The 22,714-nt window shown below is 71.6% G+C and carries 13 protein-coding genes; all 13 read left to right on the forward strand.

Annotated elements, in window-relative coordinates:
* Positions 1-10: 10 nt before the first annotated feature.
* The 13 genes from OG331_RS42545 to OG331_RS42605 all read left to right on the forward strand — a co-directional run bounded on the left by OG331_RS42545 (position 11) and on the right by OG331_RS42605 (position 22,669).
* Positions 11-2,008 (forward strand): ATP-binding protein, encoded by a 1,998-nt coding sequence (locus OG331_RS42545; RefSeq protein WP_406207169.1) that lies wholly within the window; start codon positions 11-13, stop codon positions 2,006-2,008.
* A complete protein-coding gene (locus OG331_RS42550; protein ID WP_406207172.1) occupies positions 1,999-2,298 on the forward strand; it encodes a hypothetical protein in 300 nt (99 codons plus the stop codon). Before OG331_RS42545 ends, OG331_RS42550 begins: the two co-directional genes overlap by 10 nt.
* Positions 2,295-9,095, forward strand: coding sequence for a DUF4157 domain-containing protein (locus OG331_RS42555; RefSeq protein WP_406207175.1), 6,801 nt, complete (start codon positions 2,295-2,297; stop codon positions 9,093-9,095). Before OG331_RS42550 ends, OG331_RS42555 begins: the two co-directional genes overlap by 4 nt.
* 3 nt (positions 9,096-9,098) lie before the next feature.
* On the forward strand, positions 9,099-9,839 hold the full coding sequence (locus OG331_RS42560; protein ID WP_406207178.1) for a hypothetical protein: 741 nt from the start codon (positions 9,099-9,101) through the stop codon (positions 9,837-9,839).
* Positions 9,836-10,552: a hypothetical protein gene (locus OG331_RS42565; protein WP_363031882.1), complete on the forward strand. Its 717-nt coding sequence runs from the start codon at positions 9,836-9,838 to the stop codon at positions 10,550-10,552. Before OG331_RS42560 ends, OG331_RS42565 begins: the two co-directional genes overlap by 4 nt.
* Before the next feature lie 11 nt (positions 10,553-10,563).
* Positions 10,564-10,947, forward strand: coding sequence for a hypothetical protein (locus OG331_RS42570; protein ID WP_406207181.1), 384 nt, complete (start codon positions 10,564-10,566; stop codon positions 10,945-10,947).
* A complete protein-coding gene (locus OG331_RS42575; RefSeq protein ID WP_406207183.1) occupies positions 10,940-12,079 on the forward strand; it encodes a hypothetical protein in 1,140 nt (379 codons plus the stop codon). Before OG331_RS42570 ends, OG331_RS42575 begins: the two co-directional genes overlap by 8 nt.
* 68 nt (positions 12,080-12,147) lie before the next feature.
* A complete protein-coding gene (locus OG331_RS42580) occupies positions 12,148-12,684 on the forward strand; it encodes a phage baseplate assembly protein V (RefSeq protein ID WP_328429409.1) in 537 nt (178 codons plus the stop codon).
* Between the two features lie 95 nt (positions 12,685-12,779).
* Positions 12,780-13,115, forward strand: coding sequence for a hypothetical protein (locus OG331_RS42585; RefSeq protein ID WP_362379799.1), 336 nt, complete (start codon positions 12,780-12,782; stop codon positions 13,113-13,115).
* Entirely contained in the window at positions 13,112-13,507 is a 396-nt protein-coding gene (locus OG331_RS42590; protein WP_406207186.1) for a GPW/gp25 family protein, read from the forward strand. Before OG331_RS42585 ends, OG331_RS42590 begins: the two co-directional genes overlap by 4 nt.
* Complete coding sequence (locus tag OG331_RS42595) at positions 13,504-16,620, forward strand: putative baseplate assembly protein (RefSeq protein WP_406207189.1); 3,117 nt, start codon at positions 13,504-13,506, stop codon at positions 16,618-16,620. Before OG331_RS42590 ends, OG331_RS42595 begins: the two co-directional genes overlap by 4 nt.
* Entirely contained in the window at positions 16,617-20,483 is a 3,867-nt protein-coding gene (locus OG331_RS42600; RefSeq protein ID WP_406207192.1) for a putative baseplate assembly protein, read from the forward strand. Before OG331_RS42595 ends, OG331_RS42600 begins: the two co-directional genes overlap by 4 nt.
* Positions 20,483-22,669, forward strand: coding sequence for a hypothetical protein (locus tag OG331_RS42605; RefSeq protein ID WP_406207195.1), 2,187 nt, complete (start codon positions 20,483-20,485; stop codon positions 22,667-22,669). The genes OG331_RS42600 and OG331_RS42605 overlap by 1 nt, the downstream gene beginning before the upstream one ends.
* Positions 22,670-22,714: the final 45 nt, after the last annotated feature.

Consider the following 22,714-nt stretch of genomic DNA (forward strand, 5'->3'; position numbering starts at 1 on the left):
AGGTGAGCACATGGGGACGAACGAGGCGGGCACGGCTGCTGCTTCGGGCATTGCGGGCGCGGCAGGCGGACCCGACGTGGGCGCGAAGCTGATCGAGGAGATCAGGCGTGTCCTGTCCCGGATCGACGCCCACGCCGCCGGCGCCGGACAGGCGCCGGACGCGGACGCCACCCCGGCGACGAGCCCGGTCCCCCTGGCCGCCCCCGGCACCGCCCCCCTCGACGCCCTCCTCACCTGCTTCGGCCTCACCCCCTTCGAACGCGACCTGATCCTCCTCGCCGCCGCCGACGAACTGGACCCCACGACTGCCGCCCGCTGCGCCGCGGCCTGCGGCGACCCGCAGCGGGCGTACCCGACCTTCTCGCTCGCCCTGGCCGCCCTCGCCGAACCGCACTGGAGCGCACTCACGCCCGTCGCGCCGCTGCGGCGCTGGCGGATCGTCGAGCTCGACGACGAGTCCCGGCTGACGACGTCCCGGCTACGGCTCGACGAGCGCATCCTGCACTTCCTGCTGGGCTCGCCCTACCTCGACGCCCGCCTGCACGGCCGCCTGCGCCGCACCCCGGCGCCGGAACAGCTGCCGCCGTCGTACGACGTCGCCGCGAGCAGGGTCGCCGAGGGCTGGACGACGGGCGCGAACCCCGACGCGCCGCTGCTCGTCGAGGTGACCGGCGGTGATCTGCGCAGCCGTGCCGACATCGCCGCCGCGGCGGCCGCCCGGTCCGGGCTCGGGCTGTACGCGATGGGTGCCGAGGACATCCCGGCCGACCCCGCCGAGCGCGACGGGCTCGCCCGGCTCTGGCAGCGCGAGGCGATCCTGCTGCCCTCCGCGCTGCTCGTCGAGGTCGGCGAGCTGGACCGCGACCAGCGGGCGGCGACCGAGGCGTTCCTGGCCGGAGCCGCCGTACCGGTCGTCGTCTCCAGCGAGGACCCCCTGCGCACGGACCGTCCGCACGGCGCACGGGTGGCGGTGCCCCGCCTCGACGACGACGAGCAGACCGAACTCTGGGCCCAGGCGTTCCACCCCGTCGCCGACCTCGACGACGGCGAACTGCGCTCCCTGGTCGCCCAGTTCCAGCTGCCCCCGCACGTCATCCGGTCCGCCGCCGCGACCGTACGCCGCCGGCTCCCCTACGAGGACACCCTCGACGCCGCCGAACTCGCCTGGCGGGCGGGCATGGAGGAGGCCCGGATCGGCATGGACGAGCTGGGCCGCCGTATCGAACCGGGGGCGGGCTGGGACGACCTGGTCCTGCACGAGCGGCAGACCGGCGTGCTGCGCGAGATCGTCGCGCACGTACGGCAGCGGCCCACCGTCCATCAGGAGTGGGGCTTCGCCGGCACCCTGCGCCGCGGCCTCGGCGTCACGGCGATGTTCGCCGGCGGCTCCGGCACGGGCAAGACGCTGGCCGCCGAGGTGATGGCGAAGGAACTCGGCCTCGACCTGTTCATCGTCGACCTCTCCCAGGTGGTCAGCAAGTACATCGGCGAGACCGAGAAGAACCTCCGCCGCGTCTTCGACGCCGCCGAACGCGGCGGCGCGCTGCTGCTGTTCGACGAGGCCGACGCCCTGTTCGGCAAGCGCAGCGAGGTCAAGGACAGCCACGACCGGTACGCCAACCTGGAGGTCAGCTACCTGCTGATGCGGATGGAGGCCTACCGCGGCCTCGCCATCCTCACCACCAACATGAAGAAGGCCCTCGACACCGCCTTCCTGCGCCGCATCCGCTTCGTCGTCGACTTCCCCTTCCCTGCCGAGCACGAGCGCGCCGAGATCTGGCGCCGTGTGCTCCCGTCCCGGGCCCCGGTCAAGGACATCGACCCGGGGCTCCTCGCCCAACTCACCGTCGCGGGCGGCTCGATCCGCAACATCGCACTGTCCGGCGCCTTCCTCGCGGCCGAGGAGGGCGACCGCCTGCAGATGCGGCACATGCTGGCGGCGGCTCGCACGGAGTACCAGAAGCTGGAGCGGTCGCTGACCCCGGGGGAGGTGCGGGGATGGGTGTGAACGGCAACCCTCGTAGCGAGGCTCCCCGCGAGATCCGGGTCGAGATCGGCGAGCTCGCCCTGACCGGCTTCCGCGTGGACCCGGAGCGGGTGTCGGACGCCTTCGAACGCGAACTGACCCGCCTGGTCCACGCCCACGGCGTGCCGCTGGCTGCGGACGGCGCCCTGACCCTCGAAGCGCTGTCCGGCCTGCCGCCCCTGCCCGCCGGTCTGTCCGCCCGCCGTCTCGGTCAGGAACTCGCCCGCGCGGTGCATGAAGGCCTCAGCGGCCACGGGGAGGTGACCCGGTGACCTCCCCGTCCCAGGACGCCCACGCCGAGCAGGCCGCCGAACAGCGCCGCCGCAAGCGCAAGGAGCGCGCAGCCAAGTCCCGTACGCCCGAGCCGAAGGACATCGTCAGCGGCGCCGGGCAGCCTCTCGACCCCGGTGTACGGCGGGAGTTGGAGGAACGGCTCGGACACGACCTGAGCCGCGTGCGGCTGCACACCGGCCGTGATGCCGGGCAGCTGACCGAGTTGCTCGGCGCGGACGCGGTGGCCGTGGGCCAGGACGTCTTCTTCCGCGAGGGCGCCTTCAAGCCGGGCACGGACGAGGGGCGCCGCCTTCTCGCCCACGAGCTCTTGCACACCGTGCAGAACCCGCACGGTCTCGGGGCGCTGCGTGCGGGGCGGGAGTTGGGGGCGGTGAGTCTGCCGCAGCAGGCTATCGAGCGGGAGGCGGAGGCGGCGGCGCGGGACCTCGTGGAGCAGCCGGAGCCGACGGCCGCCGAGCAGGTGGACGTCGAGCAGGGGCAGGCCACGCCCGGTTGGCTGAGGTACGCCACGGTCGATGCCGACCAGCGCCGTATGGAGCAACTGGATCCGGCGACCGTCGTCGACCGCATGGCCAACACGCTCCTGCGCTCCCTGCGCGGTGACCCTGAGGACCGGTCCGGGCGGGTCCGGCTGCAGTTGGCACGGATGGCGCCCCAGGTGCAGGACATCGTGCTCGACCGGCTGGAACTGCGGCTGCCCACACCGGTGATCGACCGGCTGGTGGTGGCTGTCGAGGAGACGGAGCAGGCCGGGCCACTGCCGTCGGATGCCGCCGCGGCCCCGCTGGCCGTGCCGGGTGCCGTCGAGGAGGTCGAGGAGGAGCGCGAGCGGGCCTCGGCCGAGGAACGGCAGGAGGGGGACGAGCGTGCGGACGCCCCCGGGCCGGGGCGCGGCCGGCAGGAGGACGACGGCCGGCCGGCTCCCGGCGGCCGGCAGAACCAGGACGACAGCGCGTCCGGCGACCGGCAGGACCAGGACGCCAAGGACAAGAACGGTGACCCGGAGGGCGCGGCGTCCGGCCGGCAAGACGCTGCCGGGGACCGGGAGGAGTCGGCCGGCCGGCAGCAGGAACGCTCCCAGGACCACCGGCAGGAGCGGAACACCGCCGGCCAGGGTGCCCAGAAGGACACCGACGACGAACGCAAGGACGCGGCGGACAACCAGAAGGAGCAGAAGCAGCAGGACCAGCGCGACGAGGAGCAGGCGCAGGAGGAAACGGACGGGGCTCGGGACGAGGCCGCGCCGGAACCGGAGAAGCAGGCCGGTGAGCAGGAGGAACGGCAGGCCGGCGCCGACGGTCGGCAGACCGTCAAGACGTCGCCGGTGGACCGGAGTGGGGCGGAGCCGGGCGAGAAGGCCAGGACCGGCGGCGAGGCCCAGCCGACCCGCCGTATCGGTGACCCGGAAAACGAGGAAGGCACCGACGACGAACCTCTGGGTCTGGAACCGGAGTCCGCGGACGACGGCTCGACCGAGGAACCGGACGCCGACGAGGAGGAGCGCCGCGGAGCCCCCGCTGCCGACATCGATCGCGCCGCCCCGACGGACGACCCGAAGAACCTGGCTCCATTCGAGAAGCGGAGGAGGAAGGGCGGGCAGCCGCTCGGCGGCCCGACGACCTCCGGTGTCGAACCGATCCCGGACACGGCCGTTGAGGAGATCGAATCCGGTGTCTCCCTGGACACAGACTCACGTAGAGAGGACGACGACTCCGAGGATCAGGCGCTTCAGGATCTACTGAGTGCCACGTCGGCCGAACAGGACCTCGGATCCGATGAGGACGGCGGGAGCGGCGTCACGGCTTTGCCGGGTCGCGATTCCGCGGGGACGCCCGCGACGAGTCCGTCCGGAGGGGACTGGGACAAGAACGGGGCTGAGGAGCAGCGCGAGGACGCCGAGGCCCGACGCCGTGACGAGGCGGCACGCGGGGCCGATGCCACTGCCGGTGAAACCGCTCCCGGAACCGGGGAGACCACTGCCCCCGGGCAACTGGACAAAGCAGGCGAGGACGCTCGTGCCCAGACAGCGGGTGCGCCGTCGGGTAATGCCAAGGGTGCGTCAGATGGGGGGAGCCGCAGCGAAGGGGCAGGCAAGACTTCCGCGGAAGCGGGCTCATCGGACAAGGGCGGGACTCAGACCGGCTCAGGATCCGGAAACGGTCCGCAGCAGAAGGCGGGCGAGGGCACGGGCCAGGCCGAGAGCGGTACAGAGGATGGAAAGGGCCCTGCGGAGCCCGCATCGAACACGCCAGGTCCCGGCAACGAGAACGTGACCGAAGGCAACGGCAACGCCACCTCCCCCGGCCCCGTCACCGGCCCCGACAAGGTCTCCACGCCAGGACCTGCCGCCGCGCCGAAACTGGCTCCGGGCAACGGTCCTTCCCCCGTGGCCGCCGGACCGGAGGCGAGGACCAACGCCCCGAAGGCAACCGAAGCGCCGGCATCCGGCGGTGGCTCGGGAAGCTCGACCGGCTCACGTGCCAGGCCCACGGGCAGCAAGCGGCAGGCGGCACGGCAGGCCGCAAAGACCGCCCGCAAGAGCGGCGGAGGCGGCGGCCGTACGGCTTCCGCACCCGCACCCGTTCGGTCCGGTGGCCGTGGTGCCGGCGGCCGCACCGCACCCGGCGGCGGTGCGAAGCCGAAGAAGGAGGCCCCGGCCCCGGACGTCTCCAACGCCACACCCGAGTCGGGCCTGGCCACAGCCGGCTCGCTCAAGCCCCACCAGGCCCTGGAGACCCTCAAGGGCGTCGACTCCGCCGTCGGCCGTTCCGTCGACAAGGAGCGCACCGCGCTGCGCAAGGCGCCGCCGACCACGCAACGGCCGTCCGGTTCACCGCGCACCGTCCCCGGCGGCCCGACCCCCGCGGCCCCCGGCACCTACACCAACGCGAAGGTCGCCCGCACCGAGGCCGCGGCGGGCAGGACACCCGAGATCACCGGCGAGCAGAAGCCGGAAGGCGAGGTGCCGGGCGCGAACGTCCCGGAGCCGAGCTGGTGGGACATCGCCCTCACCATCGGCGCCCAGCTGTTCGGCAAGCTGCTGAAGGAGATCCTGCCGCTCGACGACCTGATCGACTCCATCCTCGGCCTCCCGACCAAGGACGACGGCCTCCAGAACACCCGCGTGGGCGACGCCCCGCGGCTACCGCTGGAGAACGACTCCGATCCGCAGCGCACGGACGAACAGGGCCACAAGCTCGACGAGCGGAAGAACGAGCTGCACCGGTCGGGCCGCGCCGACGCCGGGCTGCCGATGGGTGAGGACCAGCTCTATCCGGACGTCCCCAAGGAGACCCTGACCGGCAAGGTCGCCGGCGGGAAGGGCGGCGCGAAGGCGAGCGGCCCGCGCTCGGTGTCCGGCGGCGTGCCCATCGAGTCCGCCTCCGCCGTGGCCGAACACGACCGTGGCCCCCAGATCCAGGCAGGCTTCGCCCAGGGCCGGCAACAGATGGGCCAGGAACGCCAGGCCAAGGACAAGAAGTCCACGGACGACCGCAAGCAGTACGACGAGGACCTCAAGCGCGAGGTCGACGCAAGCGGCAAGAAGCAGGCCGACGCCCGTGACAAGGGCCGCTCCGACATCTCCGACTCCCGCGACCAGTGGCGCAAGGAGCAGGACGACAAGGTCTCGGAGATCGACGGCAAGAAGGGCAAGAAGTACGACCAGGTCCGCAAGGACATCACGAAGAAGGAAGAGGACACCGACAAGGACGTCGACAAGCGCACCGAGGACGACAACAAGAAGATCGAGACCGAACAGACCAACGCCGAGCAGGACGCGGAGAAGAAGCAGAACGAGGGCAAGGACGACGCCGACAACTGGCTCGAAGAGGCCATCGAGAAGCTGAAGGAGTTCTTCGAGGGCCTCAAGAACGCGATCAAGGGCATCTTCGAGAAGGCCCGGCAGATCGTCACCGACGTCATCGACAAGTTCAAGCAGCAGGTCTTCAAGCTCATCGACGACGCCCGCAACTGGGTCATCGATCAGATCAACACCTTCGCCGACGCCCTGATCGCCCTCGGCGACGAACTCCTCGCCGACTACCCGGCGATGCGCGACAAGTGGCGCCGGACCATCGACGGTGCGCGCGACTGGGCCGTACAGAAGGTCAACGAGTTCGCCGACGCCCTCAAGGAGGTCGCCGGGAAGCTGCTCGACGGGCTGTGCGGGGCGCTGCTCGCCGGCCTCGACGTCCTGGAGACCGGGCTGCTGGCGGCCGTCGACGTCGCCGAGTCCGTCACCGTCGGCGCGCTGGAGTTCGGTGCCGCCGCCGTCGCTGCTCTCGGCGAGTGGGCGGCCATCTTCAACGACATCGTCTCCGACCCCGGCGACTGGATCAGCAAGGCGGGCGCCGCCGCCGAGACCGGCGCCAAGGAACACCTCTTCAACGAGATCAAGACCGCGGTCAGAGCCTGGTTCAACCAGAAGATCCAGGAGATCATCGGAATCCCGATGGAGGACTTCCAGGCGCTGCTCGACGGCGGCGTCACGGTGGACCAGATGGCCCAGATGGCGTGGGACGAGGCGTTGCCCCAACTCCCCGTCATCATCGGAGTGATGGTCGTCGAGAAGGTCGTCGCCAAGCTCATCCCCGGCGCCGGCTGGGTCATGGCGATCATCGACGCCATCCAAACGGCGTGGGGCGCCCTGAGCGAGATCCTCGCCGCGTTCGGCCTCTTCATGGACTTCCTCAAGTCCGTCAAGAGCGGAAACGGCGCGCTGCCGTTCGCGAAGGCGGTCGCGGCCGGCGTCGTGGCGCTGCTGGAGCTGGTCTACACGTTCCTGATCGAGGGCGTGGGCCGGTTCATGGGCAAGGTCGCCGAACGGCTCGGCGGCATGCTGAAGAACATCCGCACCAAGAAGGACAAGCCGGGGGAGCCGGACGCGCCGGGGCAGCCGCCCGCGCCGAACAAGTCGAAGGATGCGAAGCCGAAGGACGACGACCGCAAGGACGACGAGCCCTCCGCCCGGGACAAGCGGGACGACCGCCCGGCCCCGCGCAAGCCCTCACCGGACAAGACGTCCCGCCCACCGTCCAAGCCCCGCCCCGGCAAGCGTTCCTCCCCGGAGAAGAAGCCGCGACCCTCCCAGACCACCCGCCCGAAGAAGCGCCGCGACGACGACGAGCGCCGCGAGGAGGGCCGCGAGGTGAACGCGGCCAGGAAACGGGCGCGGGATGCCGAACGCCGCGCACGCGACGACGACAAGCGCGAGCGGACAGCACGCCCCGAGCGCCGAGGATCGGCCCGCGACACGCTGAGACCTGACCGGCGCCGTCCTGGTACGGCCCGGAAGGACGAACGCGACCCGGTAAACCTCCGCAAGGACGGGCGACGCCCGGACGATGACAGGCGTGACGACAAGCACCGGGACGACGATGCATCCCGGCGAACCCGTGACCGCCGCCCCGGCCGGGTCCGGCGTGCCCGTCAGACCGTCAAGTCGGCAATGAACAGGGCACGTCGGGCGGGGCGCAAGTTGTACGGCAAGGCCCGTCGCAGGCTCGGTGGCCGCCTGAACGACCGCTTGCGCCGCCTGCGAAACGTGTGGCGTCGTCGTCGGGATCGCCTGGGTGACAGCCGTTCCCGCAGGCGGGAGAGGAACAACCAGGAGCGCCGTGACGAACGATCGACGCGCGATCTCACGTTGCCCAGGGCACGGTTCCGGGACGACACCGACGAGATCCACACCCTGATGTTCCACGGCAAGGGGCCACGGGCGGACCTTTACGTGCACAGCACGCCCATCGGGGTGCCCGGTTTTCTGGGCGAGTGGAAGCGGGAGCTTGGCAAGGTCGAGGACTCCACCGACCGGGCGGCGCAGCAGAACGCGATCAGGGCGGCTGAGGCCAGCTACCGGCGAGCGGAGGCACTCCAGGACAAGCTGCCGGCGAAGGTGATGCGGGAGGAGCAGGCGAGGCTGCGCAGCAAGTGGCAGCCGACGTACGCCTTGCTGCGCAAGGAACTGGACGTCTTGGCCGGTCATTTGCGGCTGCGCCCCCATCCGGTACCGCTGCCGGATGCGCAGATACCGCCCTTCCCGAACGCGTCCACACCCGCTGATCCGTTCACCGCCGAGTACTTGAACAAGAGGAGCAAGGGAACACCGGCCAACACCGCACCGGACGACCAGCCCGTTGGCTGGCAGTACATCCAGGACAACGACCTGAACGACGATTCCAGTGATTACTGGGTGAAGATGCACTTGCTGCCCGACGCCATCGGCGGCCCGGCCAGAGGCAAGAACCTCGTACCCGCCAGCGGTCCGGGGGTCAACATCCCCTTCCTGCACGGAGTCGAGCAGTACGCCAAGGACGCCCTCCACCTCGTTCACACGGGCCAGGAACAGATGATCTGGTACCGATCGAGAGTCACCTACCACGGTCCCCCCGTGCCCGAGGGCTTCCCGAACTTCATTGAATCGGCATGGGGCACCTATTGGGAGAACCGGCAGAAGCGGACTTGGGAGAAGGACGAGAGCCCTCGGACGCAGCCCTTCAGCAAGGACCCGGATCCGCCGTCGAAGGAACGTAGGCTCCACCTCAACAGTGCCTCTCCCGACAAGATTCGGCGCATGCTCCGCGAGACGGACGAGTTCGTCGACGTTCTCGTCAAGGCGCGTCCGTTCCACAGCCGCCTGGACATTGCACGGGCCGTTGTGCGGCACGAGAAGAGCAAGAGGCGCGGCGGTCGGCTCCCCGGCAAGGAACGCCGTCTCGCGAACATCTTCAACGGCATCAAAGAGGGTCGCATCACCCTGGAAGACGAGGTATGAGCCATGACGCCCCCCGAGGGATGGATCATCGAATCCCCGACCCGCCACGAACAGTTGCTCCTGGCAGCTCTGGAAGAACTCGGCGACTGCCCGCAGATCGAAGTCTCGCACCAGGAGTTGGCAGTGGAGAGCGAGGCCGAGGGGCCGAAAGGCGCATCAGCTGAGCAGCTCGCCGCGGAAGCCATGGAGGCGGCCGCCCTCCTCCCGGAACTGGAGCACGTCATAGTCGACCCCGCCATCGCCGAGCAGGCTCCCCGCTTCCGCAGGATCGCCGCCCACTGGCGTGGCAATGAAGCCGCGCAGGAACTCACGGGAGAATTCAGGGTTCCGCAGTTCTACCGCGCGATCTTCGAACCTGCCCCGCCGCTGGCCTGGGAAGGCTCGACACCGGACGAGCGGGAATTCCTGGCGCAGTTCCGGCAGATCGACGGTCACCCCCGCTCCGGTACCGGGCTTTTCGGGCTGGTCCGGCTTGAGCAGAACACCGCCCCGTTGGAGATCTGGGTGTGGGACGCACGCCTCGGCGCTCAGCGGATGGACCTGGACTATCTCGGCTACCTCGAAGCGCTGGCCGTTACCAAAGGCGCCTATGGATGGCAGTACCTCTTCACTGACCTGTCCTTGCTGAACGACGACCTTCACCACGTCGTCGAGAGCGTCAAGGCGATGCTGCGCCGCTTTCCCGACCTGTTCCCGCAGCACGACTACACACAACTGCGGGAACGTCTAGAGGAGCGCCTGTGACCCGCTACGCCGACATCCCCAAACCCATCCGCTCCGGCATCGTCGTAGTCAACCCCGACACCGGCACCCCCCAGCGGATCATCGTCCTGCAGTTCAACCCCGACACCCTGGAGCGCAGCGTCTCCCCCCAGTCCGCCGGGGACAGCGGCGACAGCGGCAGTGGTGGTGCCGGGAGCGGGGACCGCAACGAGGCTCTCCGGCTCAAGGGCCCCGCCCAGGAGACCTGGAAGTTCACTGCCGAGATCGACGCCACCGACCAGTTCGAGATCGCGGCGCCCGACGGCATTCACCCGCAGCTCGCCACACTCGAAATGCTGGTGCAGCCGACCACCGCCCAGCTCCGCGCAGCGATGAAGCTGTCCCAGAAGGGCGCCATCGAGATCAGCCCGATCGAGATGCCGCTCACCCTGTTCACCTGGGGGAGCAAGAGGGTGATGCCGGTCCGGCTCACCGAGTTGTCCGTCAACGAGTCCGCTTTCGACGTGAACCTCAACCCCATTCGCGCCTCCCTCAGCATCGGCATGAAGATCCTCACCGTCAGCGATCTCCCCGCCGGCCACCGAGGCGCCGACCTGTACATGGCCCACCTCGCGCAGAAGGAGCGGCTCGCCGCAGCCGCACGCGGCGGCAGCCTCGGCTCGATGGGGCTCGGCGGAGGCGGAGGCGTGATCGGCACCGGAATCGGAACCAACGTTGCGTTCGGAAGGGGCTGAGGAGGACAACCATGGCTGAGATCGAGCCGTACGAGAACGCCCTGGACGCCATACCGGGCGCACACCCCTATCCACGCACCAGCCGCTACCACGACGCGGAGATCGGCATCCATCGTCGTCCCGACGGCACCGAAGTCCGCTACACCAAGCGCCGCTTGCTGCCCCAGCTGGACCCGACCCCCGAGAGTGACCTGACCCAGCCCCACACTGTCGGCGCCGGCGAGCGGCCTGACCTGCTCGCGCAGCACTACTTCGGTGACGTCGGCCAGTGGTGGCAGATCGCCGACGCCAATCCCGTACTGGATCCACGCGAGTTGACCGCCGAGGCCGGGCGCGTCATCGACATCCCGCTGGCCGGCGGGTTCCCCGGCGGCAGGGGAGACCGGCGTGTTTGATCTGCCCGTGGGGCAGGGCCCCGTTCACATCACGCTCCTCATGGGGCCGAAGCTCGCCCGGCCCGTCCCGGCCGAGGTGACCGAGGCCCTGCTGTCCGCGCAGATCACCGCCACGGCGGGGGAGCGCAGCGGTTTTCAGATCGCCTTCGACCTCACCAAGAACGGGATCATCAGCCGACGGCTGCTGCCCGAGGGGTTCTTCGATCCCAAGACCCGGATCATCGTCACCGTCAGCGTCAAGGGCACCCCGGACGTCCTCTTCGACGGGCTCGTCGTCCGCCACGAGGTCGGCGCCAGCAACCGGCCCGGCCACTCCACCCTCACCGTGACGGGGGAGGACCTGACGCTGCTCATGGACCTGGAGGAACGCACCGCCCGGTATCCGAATCTCCCGCCGTCCGAGCGCGTGCTGAACATCCTGCGCCGCTACTCCGACTACGGCATCCGGCCCGACGTCTACACCGAGAAGGTCGCCCAGCCCCCGCACCAGGACCTCCGCGTGCACTACCAGACCGGCACCGACCTCCAGTACGTCACCGAGCTGGCCCGTGCCAATGGGTACACCTTCTACCTGGAGCCTGGGCCCAACCCCGGCCAATCATCGGCCCGTTGGGGGCCGGAGGTCCGCCTGGGCATCCGTCAGCACGCCCTCAACGTCAACATGGACGCCAACTCGACCGTCGACCAGCTGACGTTCGCGTACGACGGGACGGCCCGGGAAGAGCCGCAGGCCCGCTGGCAGAACCCCGAGACCCGGCAGTCCGCCCTGCTTCCGCAGCCGTCGATCAGCCCGCTGCGCCCGCCCCTGGGCAAGCGGCCCACCCCGGCCCTCAAGCGCAGGACGCTCTCCGGCACCGCCAAGCAGCAGCGCGAGCAGGCCGAGGCCGAACTCCTCGCCCGCGCCGCCGTGTCCGCCGACGTCGTCTCCGGCTCCGGCTCGCTCGACGTCAACCGGCACGGCTACATCCTCCAGCCCCGCCAGCTCGTCGGAGTACGCGGCGCGGGACGGGCGTACGACGGCGACTACTACGTCAAGTCCGTGACGCACAACCTGCGTCCGGGCTCGTACCAGCAGAACTTCACCCTCTCCAGAGAGGGACTCGAAGCCCGCAGCGACTACGTCCGACCGTAAGCCGCACACACCCCGAATACCCACCCACATCCACACAGTCAGTCCCATCGACCAGGAGCACCTCCACCATGGCGGCACCCAGCAATCGCTACCTCGGCAAGTTCCGCGGCCGGGTCGTCAGCAACGACGACCCGCTGCGCATCGGCCGTATCACCGTCGAGGTCCCGGACGTCCTCGGCGACGAGCCGTCGACGTGGGCGCTGCCCTGTCTGCCGTTCACCGGGCCCCAGTCGGGGCAGTTCGTGGTGCCGCCGCCGGGGGCGGGCGTGTGGGTGGAGTTCGAGCAGGGCGATCCCAGCTTCCCCGTCTGGACCGGGTGTTGGTACGGGGCCGCGGACGAGCTCCCGCCCGACGCGCGCCGCGAGCTCCAGGCCGGCTCGCCCAACAAGCCCGTGGTCGTACAGACGCCGCAGGCGCACAAGCTCGTCATGAACGACACGCCCGGTGCGGAGCAGGGGATTCTCCTCCAGGCCCAGGGCGGCGCGTACATCCGCATCACCAAGGAGGCCGTGGTCATCTCGACCGGCGCAGGCGCCGAGATCCTGCTGCGCGGCAACGAAGTGACCATCAACGAAGGTCAGTTGACCGTGCTCTCCAAGCGATGACAGCGATGACAGAGATCGCAGCGATGACCGCGATGACCGCGATGCACGCGACGAGAGCCATGAAAGCGACGAAGGAATACGGGGGACCACGAACCATGCCCGGGACTCTGCTCGACGCCGGTGCCGTGATCGGCTGTCCGCACGGCGGCCGCGTCGCGCCCGCCACCACATCCTCCGGCGGCGTACGCCTCGCGGGCGCCGCCGCTGCCACCGCCGCGCACAGCTACGTGGTGACCGGCTGCCCGCACACCGTGAACCGGGTGCCCTCGCCGTGCGTGACGGTCCGCTGGACCGCCGACGGCTCCGGTATCACCGTCGACGGCGCGCCCGTGCTGCTCGACACCTCCGCGGCCCAGTGCTTCTCGGCGGCCTTCGTGCCGCAGGGACCGCCCGTCGTCCAGGTCGCGCAGCGAAAGGTCACTGTCCGATGAGTCCCACCAGCCGGGGAACCAGGCCCCGTTCCGACGTCGCCTTCCCCTTCCGCGCCGACCGCCGGGGCCGTACCGCGCACGCCACGCGCGGCGAGCACGTCCACGACCTCATCGAGCAACTGCTGTTCACCAGCCCCGGCGAGCGCGTCATGCGCCCCGACTTCGGCTGCGGGCTCCTCGATCTGGTCTTCGCCCCGACCAGCCCGGAACTCATCAGCACCCTCGAACTCTCCGTCCAGGCCTCGCTCCAGCGCTGGCTCGGCGACCTCATCGACGTGGAGGCCCTCGACGTGGTCAGCGAGGACAACGTCGTCCGCGTGTACCTGTCGTACGCGATACGCGCCGACGGCGCCCGACGCGACGACGTCTTCGAAGGGAGGGCCACGGCATGACCGGGACGACCACGACCACCTCCCGCCGGTCGAAGGTACGCGCCGCCCAGCTGGGCGGCATCGACGCCGTCGAGGTCGGCGACGACGGCCTGCTGCTCACCGTCACCTTCCTCGGCAAGGCCCCGCACGGCCTCGGCCCCGAGAACGTCCGCATCGACGGCGGCCGCCGTATCACCGGCATCACCGCCGTGGACGTCAGTGTGGAGCGCGAGGAGGACCCCGAGCTCGACGACCGGCTCTACGTCACCCTCGACCGGGCCGGCGACACCTCCCGCTACCGGCTCTCCCTCGTCGAGACCGACCCGTACGGACGGCCCGGCACGGAGCCGTACCGCGGCTTCGACCAGCGCTACCACAGCGCGACCTTCGCGTTCCGGCCCGACTGCCCGACTCCCTTCGACTGCAAGGAGGACGAGCAGCACGCCCAGGACTTTCCGGCAGCTCCCGTCGTCGACTACACCGCCCGCGACTACGACACCATCCGCAAGCTGCTCCTGGACCGGCTCGCGCTCACCACACCGGACTGGGTCGAGCGCAACCCCGCCGACCTGGGCGTGACCCTCGTCGAACTGCTCGCGTACACCGGCGACCAGATCAGCTACCAGCAGGACGCCGTCGCCACCGAGGCCTATCTCGACACCGCGCGCCGCCGCGTCTCCGTACGGCGGCACGTCCGGCTCATCGACTACGCGATGCACGACGGGTGTGCGGCGCGGGCGTACGTCGCCGTCGAGACCGCCGGTGACCACACCCTCGCGCCGGGCACCTACCGCTTCGCCTCCGTCGATGTCCGCACCCTCGACCCGCACGACCGGCCCGAGCCCGGCACGGTCATCGACGAGACCGACCTCGGCGACCTCGACGAGCGCGGCTCGGTGGAGGTCTTCGAACCGGTCGTCACCGCCGACCCGCTGGAACTGCGCGTCGCGCACAACGCGATCCGCCTGTGGAGCTGGGGCGGCGAGGTGTGCACCCTGCCCAAGGGCGCCACCTCCGCGACCCTGCGCGACGCGTGGGTGGACCCGGAGACCTGCCGGGAGCGCCGACTCGACCTGAGGCCCGGCGACGTGCTCGTCCTGGAAGAGGTCAAGGGCCCGCGCACCGGCACCCCGGGCGACGCCGACCCGAGCCATCGCCAGGCCGTCCGCCTGACGTCCGTCACCCCGGCCGTGGACCGCATCGAGGACCAGCCGGTGCTGGAGGTGACCTGGGCTGCCGCGGACGCCCTGCGCTTCCCGCTCTGCCTCACCACCCGCGGCGGCCGTGACTGTCTGCCCGTCGAGGACGTGGCCCTCGCGCGCGGCAACGTCGTCCTCGTCGACCACGGCCGCACCCTGCACGGGCTCCCCGAGACGTTCACCGTCCCGCAGGTCCCCGCCGAAGTCGCCCCCTGCGACCTGCCCGCCTTCGGCTGCTACGACCGCGACGAGGGCAACGCCCCCGCCCGGCTCATCAACTCCCTCACGGACCGCGCGGAATCCGGTGACGCCCTCACCCCCGACGACATCCGCGAGCTCTTCGAGGTTGTCGGCGAGTCCGCCACCAACCGCGCCGGACTCGGCCTGGAACGCGCCGGCCAGCGCCACGAACGCGTCGTGCCCGGCACGGCGTACGCCCAGGCGGCCTCCCTGCGGACCCTCCTCGCCCAGTCCGTCTACCCGGGGATCCAGCCCCGCTTCCGTCCCGTCCTCGGTCGCGCGCCCATCGCGCAGACGGTGCCGTTCCCCGAGCCGGCCACCGTCGCAGCCGGGCAGGCCGAGCGGATCGCGGCGATCCCGGAACGGGTCCGGCAGCGCCTGGTCGAGCTGTGGCGCAGCGCCCGCGACCGGGACGGACTCTCCGAGCGCGAGATCAACGAACTCACGGTGATCTTCGGCCTGAGCATCCTGGAGCACATCGAACTCCACCGCCACCCCGTCCGCGCCCTGCGCGAACTCCTGTACCGCAGCGATCAGTTGCTCGACGCCAAGGTGCGTCGCGTCGAGGTCCTCACGGCACGTGCCCGCGCCGGCACCGTGCTCGACGGGCACATCGCCTGGGAGATCGCACACAGCTGGGGCCCCACCTATGCGACCGGCCTGCACCCCGACGAGACGGTGCTGCGAGGCTCCGCGACCGACGCGCTCGCGCAGAATCCGCGTCACGCCCTGCCCGCCGTACGCGCCCACGAGGGCGGCCACGATGACGGGGGTGCCGTGTGGCAGCCGCGCCGCGACCTGCTGGACAGCGGCCCCCGTGACCGGCACTTCGTCGGTGAGCTGGAGGACGACGGCCGCCTCGGCCTGCGCTTCGGTGACGGACGGCACGGCGCGAGGCCGACGCCCGGATCCCGGCTCGCCCTGCGCTACCGTCTCGGCGGCGGCAAGGCCGGCAACGTCGGCGCGGAGGCCATCAACCACCTCGTCGTCCAGGCCGACTGCGAGCCGCCGCCCGCCGCCGTGGTGCGCAACCCGCTGCCGGCCGTCGGCGGCACGGAACCCGAACCCGTCGAGCAGGTACGCCAGTTGGCCCCCCTCGACCTGCGCCGCACCCGGCTGCGCGCGGTCACCGCCGAGGACTACGCGGCCCTCGCCACCGCCCTGCCCGGCGTCCAGCGCGCGGCGGCGGAGCTGCGCTGGACCGGCAGCGTCCAGGAGGCGCATGTCGCCGTCGACGCCTACGGCACCGGCGCACCGTCGGCCGAGCTGCTCGCCTCGGTCGCCCAGTCCCTGGAGCCGTACCGGCGCATCGGCCACGACGTCGTCGTCGGCGCCGCGCGCCTGGTCCCGCTGGACATCGAGCTGACCGTGTGCGCGAAGCCGGGCCACCAGCACGGGCAGATCCTGGCCGAGCTGTACCGCGTGCTCGGCCGCGGTGTGCGGGGCTTCTTCCACCCGGACGCGCTGACCTTCGGCGAACCGGTGCGGCTGAGCCGCCTGGTCGCCGTCGCGGCGGCCGTGTCCGGCGTGGAGAGCGTCCAGGTCACCCGGCTGCAACGGCTGTTCGAGCCGGACCGAGGAGAGAAGGAGGACGGCGTGCTGCGGCTCGGCCCGCTGGAGATCGCCATCTGCGACAACGACCCGGACCGGCCGGAGAACGGCCGGCTGGCGATTTCCCTGGGAGGTGCCCGATGAGCGAGAACAGGATGACCGAGGGCACGCTCACGGACGAGTGCACCTGCGGCGGTGCCTGCCGCGGCGGCCCCGACGAGCGCCTCGCCCCGGCCCCCGTGCACAACCCGCCCGGCCGCACCGCCCTCGACTACCGCGTCGGCGAGTACGGCTCCTTCCTGTCCGCCCTGCTCGACCGCCTCGCCTCACCGGCGTACCCGGCGCTGAGCGAAGCGAAATGGGGGTCCCGTCGGCCGGAGGCCGGGGGAGGCCTCACCGTGCGCACCCCGGACGACCCGGCGATCGGCCTGCTGGATGCCACCGCAGTCCTCGGTGACCTGCTCACCTTCCACTCCGAGCGCATCGCGGACGAGGCCTACATCCGCACGGCCAACGAGCACCGCTCCCTGGTCCTGCTCGGCCGCCTCGTCGGCCACCGCCCGCGCCCCGGCGTCGCCGCCGCCACCCACCTGGCGTACACCCTGGAACGCGACCCGCGCGCCGAGGCCCTGCCCGTGCTGATCCCGCGCGGCGCCCGCAGCCACAGCGTGCCCGCCTCGGCCGACGAGCAGTCCCTCACCTTCGAGACGAGCCGGGACCTGACGGCCCGCTGGGACTGGAACGAGCTGAAGGTACGCCGCCGGCGCCCCTCCCTCGTCACACCCGAGGACCTGGAGCGCCGCTCGGAGCTGTTCGTCGAAGGCACGGCGAACTCCCTCCGGACCGGCGACCAGTTGCTCTTCGTCTTCGGTGAACAGGCGGGCGGCGAGCGCAAGTTGCTCCCGGTCGCCAAGGCGCGCGTCGACCGGGACGACGAGATCACGGCGATCTCCCTGCCGAAGTCGGCCCCGCCGACCCTGAAGGAACTCGTCGACGAGGTACGGCGCTGGACGGCAGCACCGCCGACCCCGGGTGAGCCGGGCGACGAGCCGCCCACACCCGAGGTCCCCAACCCCCGGCCGGTCAGCCGGCTGATCGAGGACTTCGAGGACCAAGTCCTCGCTCCGCTGCGGGACGACCTGGACGGCATCACGACACCCGAGCGCCTCGCGGCCCGCCTCGCCGAGCCCGTCGCACGGCTCGGCGAGGCACAGGTGCTGGCCGAGCCCTACGAGGACGTGGCCGCCTGGTTCGAGCAGCTGGAGGCCGTGCTCGCCGAACTGGGCGAGCGGGCCATGGAGTTGGCGCCCGCCCAGCCGGCCGAAGGCGAGCGTACGCCGACCCTGAAGAGCAGCGTGGACCCCCGCGCCGCCGCGCTGCGAACCCTGGGCGCCGTCCTGCCCGCCCTGCGCACAGCGACCCCCGCCCCCCGGGGCGGCGGCACCGGCATCCAGCGCCCCGGCAGCGACACCGCGCGGCTGCTCTCCGCCCTGAACCCCGGACTCGGCACCCTCTACCCGGCCTGGCGGACGGCCGCCGCCCCCGGCAACCCGCAGCTCCTTCGCGAACTGCTCGCCATGCGCGTCACGGCCGCCCCCTTCGGCGCGACGGCCCCGCTCAAGCCCGTCCAGGACGACCGCGGCCGGGTCATCCGCACCGCCGACTGGCCGCTCACGGGCGCAGTGCTGGCGAGCATGCGGGTCGTGTACGACACGGCGGGCCGGACGCCGGTCCGGGCGGAGTTCCAGTACGTCGAGGGCAGCAGCTCCGACCAGCGTGCCGAGAACCTGCCGGCCGTCCAGCCGGTCAGGTTCCCCCTCGGCACGGGCCAGGTCGAGCTGTCCGTGCGCTCCGGCCAGGACCGCGATCTCAACTGGCTCAACCGGCGGCCCGCCGACTCCCAGGAGCCCGGCGTCACGGCCCGCCTCCACTCGGGCCTGCCCGAGCGCACGCTCTTCGTGTCCCGGCCCGACGACGAGGGCCTGGTCCACGTCGGCGTCCACAACGGCACGTCCGAGCAGATCGCCCTGCGGCCGAACACGAACGAGCAGTTCACCCACGGCGAGTACGAGGTCAGCCTCAAGTACACGGTGGGCACCACCGAGCCCAACGTCGAGGTCGTGATCGCCAGCAAGCCCGAGCCCCTCAACCGCCGCGTCCTTCAGCTGGACACGGTCCACACCGGCATCACGGTCGGCAGCTGGGTCGCGATCCAGCGCCCCGCCAAGGGCACCCAGGACGGCGTACCCGGCGACACCGGGCTCGCGTTCGTCACCACCCAGGTCGTCGCGGCGCGTACGGCCGCGTACACCAACTACGGCATCACCGGCCGCGGCACCGAACTCACCCTCGCCGCACCGTGGTTGGACGAGTTCGACGTCCTGCTCTCCCACATCCGCGACACCACCGTCCACGCGGCCGGCGAGCCGCTCCGCCTCGCGGACGAGCCACTCGGCGAGGACGTCCACGGCAACGAGATCGAACTCGCCCAGCTCTACGACGGGTTGAGGGCCGGACGCACGCTCGTCGTGACCGGCGAGCGCAGCGACATCCCCGGCACGGCGGGCGTGCAGGCCACCGAGGTGGTCACCGTCGCCGCCGCGGACCCGGCCGTCGACCCGCAACTGCCCGGCGACCACGTCCACACCCGGCTGACCCTGACCGCCGACCTCGCTCACCGCTACCGCCGCGAGACCGTGAGGATCCTCGGCAACGTCGTCGAGGCCACCCACGGCGAGAGCCGCGAGGAGGCCATCGGAAGCGGTGACTCCGACCGCGTGAACCAGACCTTCGCGCTCTGGCAGTCCCCGCTGACCTGGCTCGCCGACGACAACCCCCTCGGCGCCACCCCGGTGCTGGAGGTCCGGGTCGACGGCGTCCTCTGGCACGAGGTCGACAGCCTCGCCGGGCGCGGCCCGGGCGAGCGAAGCGAGATGGGGGTCCCCCCGGCCGGAGGCTGGGGGAGGGTCCACATCACCGGCTCCACCTCCGACGGCCGTACGACGGTGACCTTCGGCGACGGCGTCAACGGTGCCCGGCTGCCGTCCGGCCACGAGAACATCCGGGCCCGCTACCGCTTCGGCACCGGCAAGGCCGCCAACGTCGCCGCCGACCGCATCAGCCAGCCCCTCACCCGGCCGCTCGGCGTCACCCAGGTGACCAACCCGCGTCCGGCGAAGGGCGGCGCGGACGCGGACGGACCCGGCCTGACCCGACGTACGATCCCGCTCGCCGTCTCCGCGCTGGACCGCCTGGTCTCCGCGTCCGACTACGAGGACTTCGCCCGCTCCCGCGCCGGCATCGGCCGGGCGTCGGCACGCGAACTCTTCGACGGGCGGCGGCGCGTGCTGCACGTGACGGTCGCGGGCACGGACGACGTGCCGATCGACGGCGACTCGGACACGCTCAGGGCCCTGCGCGGCGCCCTGACCGAGTACGGGGACGGCAGCCTCCCGGTCCGGGTGGACGTACGCGAGCTGGTCCTGCTGCTCCTCGCCGCCAAGGTGAAGGTGGCCCCCGACCACGCCTGGCAGGTCGTGGAGCCGCGCCTGCGCCAGGTCCTGCTCGGCCGACTCGGCTACGAAGGGCGGGAGTTGGGCCGACCGGCCCGCCTCTCGGACGTCCTGGCCGCCGCCCACTCCGTGCCCGGCGTCGACTACGTCGACGTGGACGTCTTCACCGGCGTCCCCGCGTCCGCCACTCCCGAGGAGCTCACCGAGATCCTCACCGAGCCCGGACCGCCCAGGGCATCGGTCCCGGCGCACCCTGCGACGTACGACGAGAAGATTCACACGGTCCGCGCCGAGAACGGCGAGACGCTGTCGGAGATCTGCGCCAAGTACGCCGTCCCGCTCGCCGAACTCCTGCGCCTCAACCCCGACATCACCGACACCCGGCGCCTGGCGAAGGGCCGTTCGGTGTTCGTCTTCCGCGGTATCCGCCCGGCCCAGCTCGCGCTGCTGTCGCCGAAGGCCGCGGACACCCTGATTCTGACGGAGGTCAAGTGATGTCCCCGGACGTCCAGTTCGAGACGACGACCCCGGCGACCACGTCCAGGGAGCCGGACGGGCTCGCCGCCCTGCTGCCCCGATGGCACCTGCTGCGCGACACCGAGGAGGGCGAGGCGCTGCGGGCGCTGCTGGCGGTGATCGCCGAGCAGATCGACCGGGTGCGCGACGGCGTCGAGCAGGGCTACGAGGACCTGTTCGTGGAGACGGCGGCGCCCTGGGTGCTGCCGTACCTCGGCGACCTGGTCGGCTATCGCACCCTGCCCGGCTACGAACGGGTTCTCACGACCGGCCTGCACGACGGTGGCCGCGCCGCGCTCGCCGAGGCGGTCGCGCCGCGCGCCGACGTGGCCGCGACGGTCGCCAACCGCCGCCGCAAGGGCACCCTCCACCTCCTGGAAGAACTCTCCGAGCGCGTCACCGGCTGGCCCGCCCGCGCCGTGGAGCTGTCCCGGCAGATCTCCCACACCCAGCCCGTGAAGCTCCACGGCGACACAGGCGTCCACCGCGGCGAGCGCGGGCGTCTCGTCGACCTGCGCGACAACGCGGCCCTCGACCTCGCGGGCGGCCCCTTCGGTGCGACGGCGCGCACGGTCGACGTCCGCCGCGCCAACTCACGGCACCGGCAGGGGGGTTGGACTCCGGCCGGGGTCGCCCTCTTCGTCTGGCGGCTGAAGGCGCACTCGCTGACGCAGTCCCCGGCGTACTGCATCGACCGCGCCCGCAACCTGTACACCTTCTCGATCCTGGGCAACGACACCCCGCTCGTCACCAAGCCCTTCCCGGAGCCGTCGCCCACCCACATCGCGACCGTCGACAACGTCCCGGCGTTCATCACCCCGCGTCAGCTCCACGACCGGCTCGCCGACTACTACGGCCCCGGCAAGAGCCTCGTCATCCGGCGCGACGGCGAGGACCAGCCGGTACCGCCGTCCGACATCGTGGTCGCCGACCTGTCCGACTGGCGCTACCGGCCCAAGCGGGGGCAGGTGGCCGTCGACCCGGAGCTCGGGCGGATCGCCTTCGGGTCCAGGTCGGCGCCCCGGCAGGGCGTGTGGGTGGACTACCACTACGCGTCCGCCGCCGACATGGGCGGCGGCGAGTACGACCGCCCGGACCGCGAGCCGCGTCCCGACGCCGAGGTCTACCGGGTCGGCCCCGGACAGCCGTACCGGCAGATCATGGACGCCTACCGGGCCTGGCAGCACGACCGCCGTGCCGACCGGACCGGCCCCGCCGGCGTCATCGAGATCACGCACAGCGGCGCCTACCAGGAGCAGCTGGACTTCGACCTCGACCCCGGCGACCGCCTGGAGGTCCGCGCGGCCGAGGGCACCCGGCCGGTGATACGGCTCCTCGACTGGTACAGCAACCGCCCGGACGCCCTCAACATCCGTGCGGTGTCCGAGGACTGCGCCCCGCACGAGCGTCCGCGCATCGTGCTCGACGGCCTGCTGGTCGCCGGACGCGGCATCAACGTCACCGGCCCCATGGGCGCGGTCGTCGTACGGCACTCCACGCTCGTACCCGGCTGGTCGCTGGAGCCGGAGTGCGATCCGCACTCGCCGGAGGAGCCCAGCGTCGTCCTGGAGCGCACCACCGCGTGCCTCCAGATCGAGCACAGCATCCTCGGCACCATCGAGGTGATCGGCGACGAGGTGAGCGAGGACCCCGTCGACATCCACCTGCGGGACAGCATCCTCGACGCCACAGGGCCCGGCCGCGAGGCCCTGTCCGCGCCGGACTGCCGCCACGCGCATGCGGTGCTGCATCTGCACCGCACCACCGTGATCGGCGAGATCTTCACGCACGCCGTGCAGATCGCCGAGAACTCGATCTTCACGGGCAGGCTCCATGTGGCCCGGCGCGGCATCGGCTGCCTGCGGTACTCGTCCGTGCCCGCCGGGTCGCGCACCCCGCGCCGCTACCGCTGCCAGCCCGACCTTGCCGGGCCCGAACAGGCCGGTCGGGTACGGCCGTTGTTCACCTCCGAGCGCTACGGGACGCCCTGGTACGGGCTCCTCGCCGACCGGTGCGCGCAGGAGATCCGGCGCGGCTCGGACGACGGCGCCGAGATGGGCGCCTTCCACGACCTGTACCGGCCGCAGCGCGAGGACGGCCTCAGGGCGCGGCTCGCGGAGTACACCCCGGCGGGCACCGACGCCGGGATCTTCTTCGTGACGTGAGGCGAGACATGACCCGTGGCGTGACTCCGGACATGCATGGCGACG

Origin of the sequence: Streptomyces sp. NBC_01017 (assembly GCF_045162795.1) — a bacterium.
Lineage (GTDB): Bacteria > Actinomycetota > Actinomycetes > Streptomycetales > Streptomycetaceae > Streptomyces > Streptomyces machairae.

Coding starts and splice junctions, on each gene's coding strand:
- OG331_RS42545 (WP_406207169.1), top strand. CDS start 11: ATGGGGACGAACGAGGCGGGCACGGCTGCTGCTTCGGGCATTGCGGGC.
- OG331_RS42590 (WP_406207186.1), top strand. CDS start 13,112: ATGAGTCCCACCAGCCGGGGAACCAGGCCCCGTTCCGACGTCGCCTTC.
- OG331_RS42600 (WP_406207192.1), top strand. CDS start 16,617: ATGAGCGAGAACAGGATGACCGAGGGCACGCTCACGGACGAGTGCACC.
- OG331_RS42560 (WP_406207178.1), top strand. CDS start 9,099: ATGACGCCCCCCGAGGGATGGATCATCGAATCCCCGACCCGCCACGAA.
- OG331_RS42585 (WP_362379799.1), top strand. CDS start 12,780: ATGCCCGGGACTCTGCTCGACGCCGGTGCCGTGATCGGCTGTCCGCAC.
- OG331_RS42570 (WP_406207181.1), top strand. CDS start 10,564: ATGGCTGAGATCGAGCCGTACGAGAACGCCCTGGACGCCATACCGGGC.
- OG331_RS42580 (WP_328429409.1), top strand. CDS start 12,148: ATGGCGGCACCCAGCAATCGCTACCTCGGCAAGTTCCGCGGCCGGGTC.
- OG331_RS42605 (WP_406207195.1), top strand. CDS start 20,483: ATGTCCCCGGACGTCCAGTTCGAGACGACGACCCCGGCGACCACGTCC.
- OG331_RS42550 (WP_406207172.1), top strand. CDS start 1,999: ATGGGTGTGAACGGCAACCCTCGTAGCGAGGCTCCCCGCGAGATCCGG.
- OG331_RS42595 (WP_406207189.1), top strand. CDS start 13,504: ATGACCGGGACGACCACGACCACCTCCCGCCGGTCGAAGGTACGCGCC.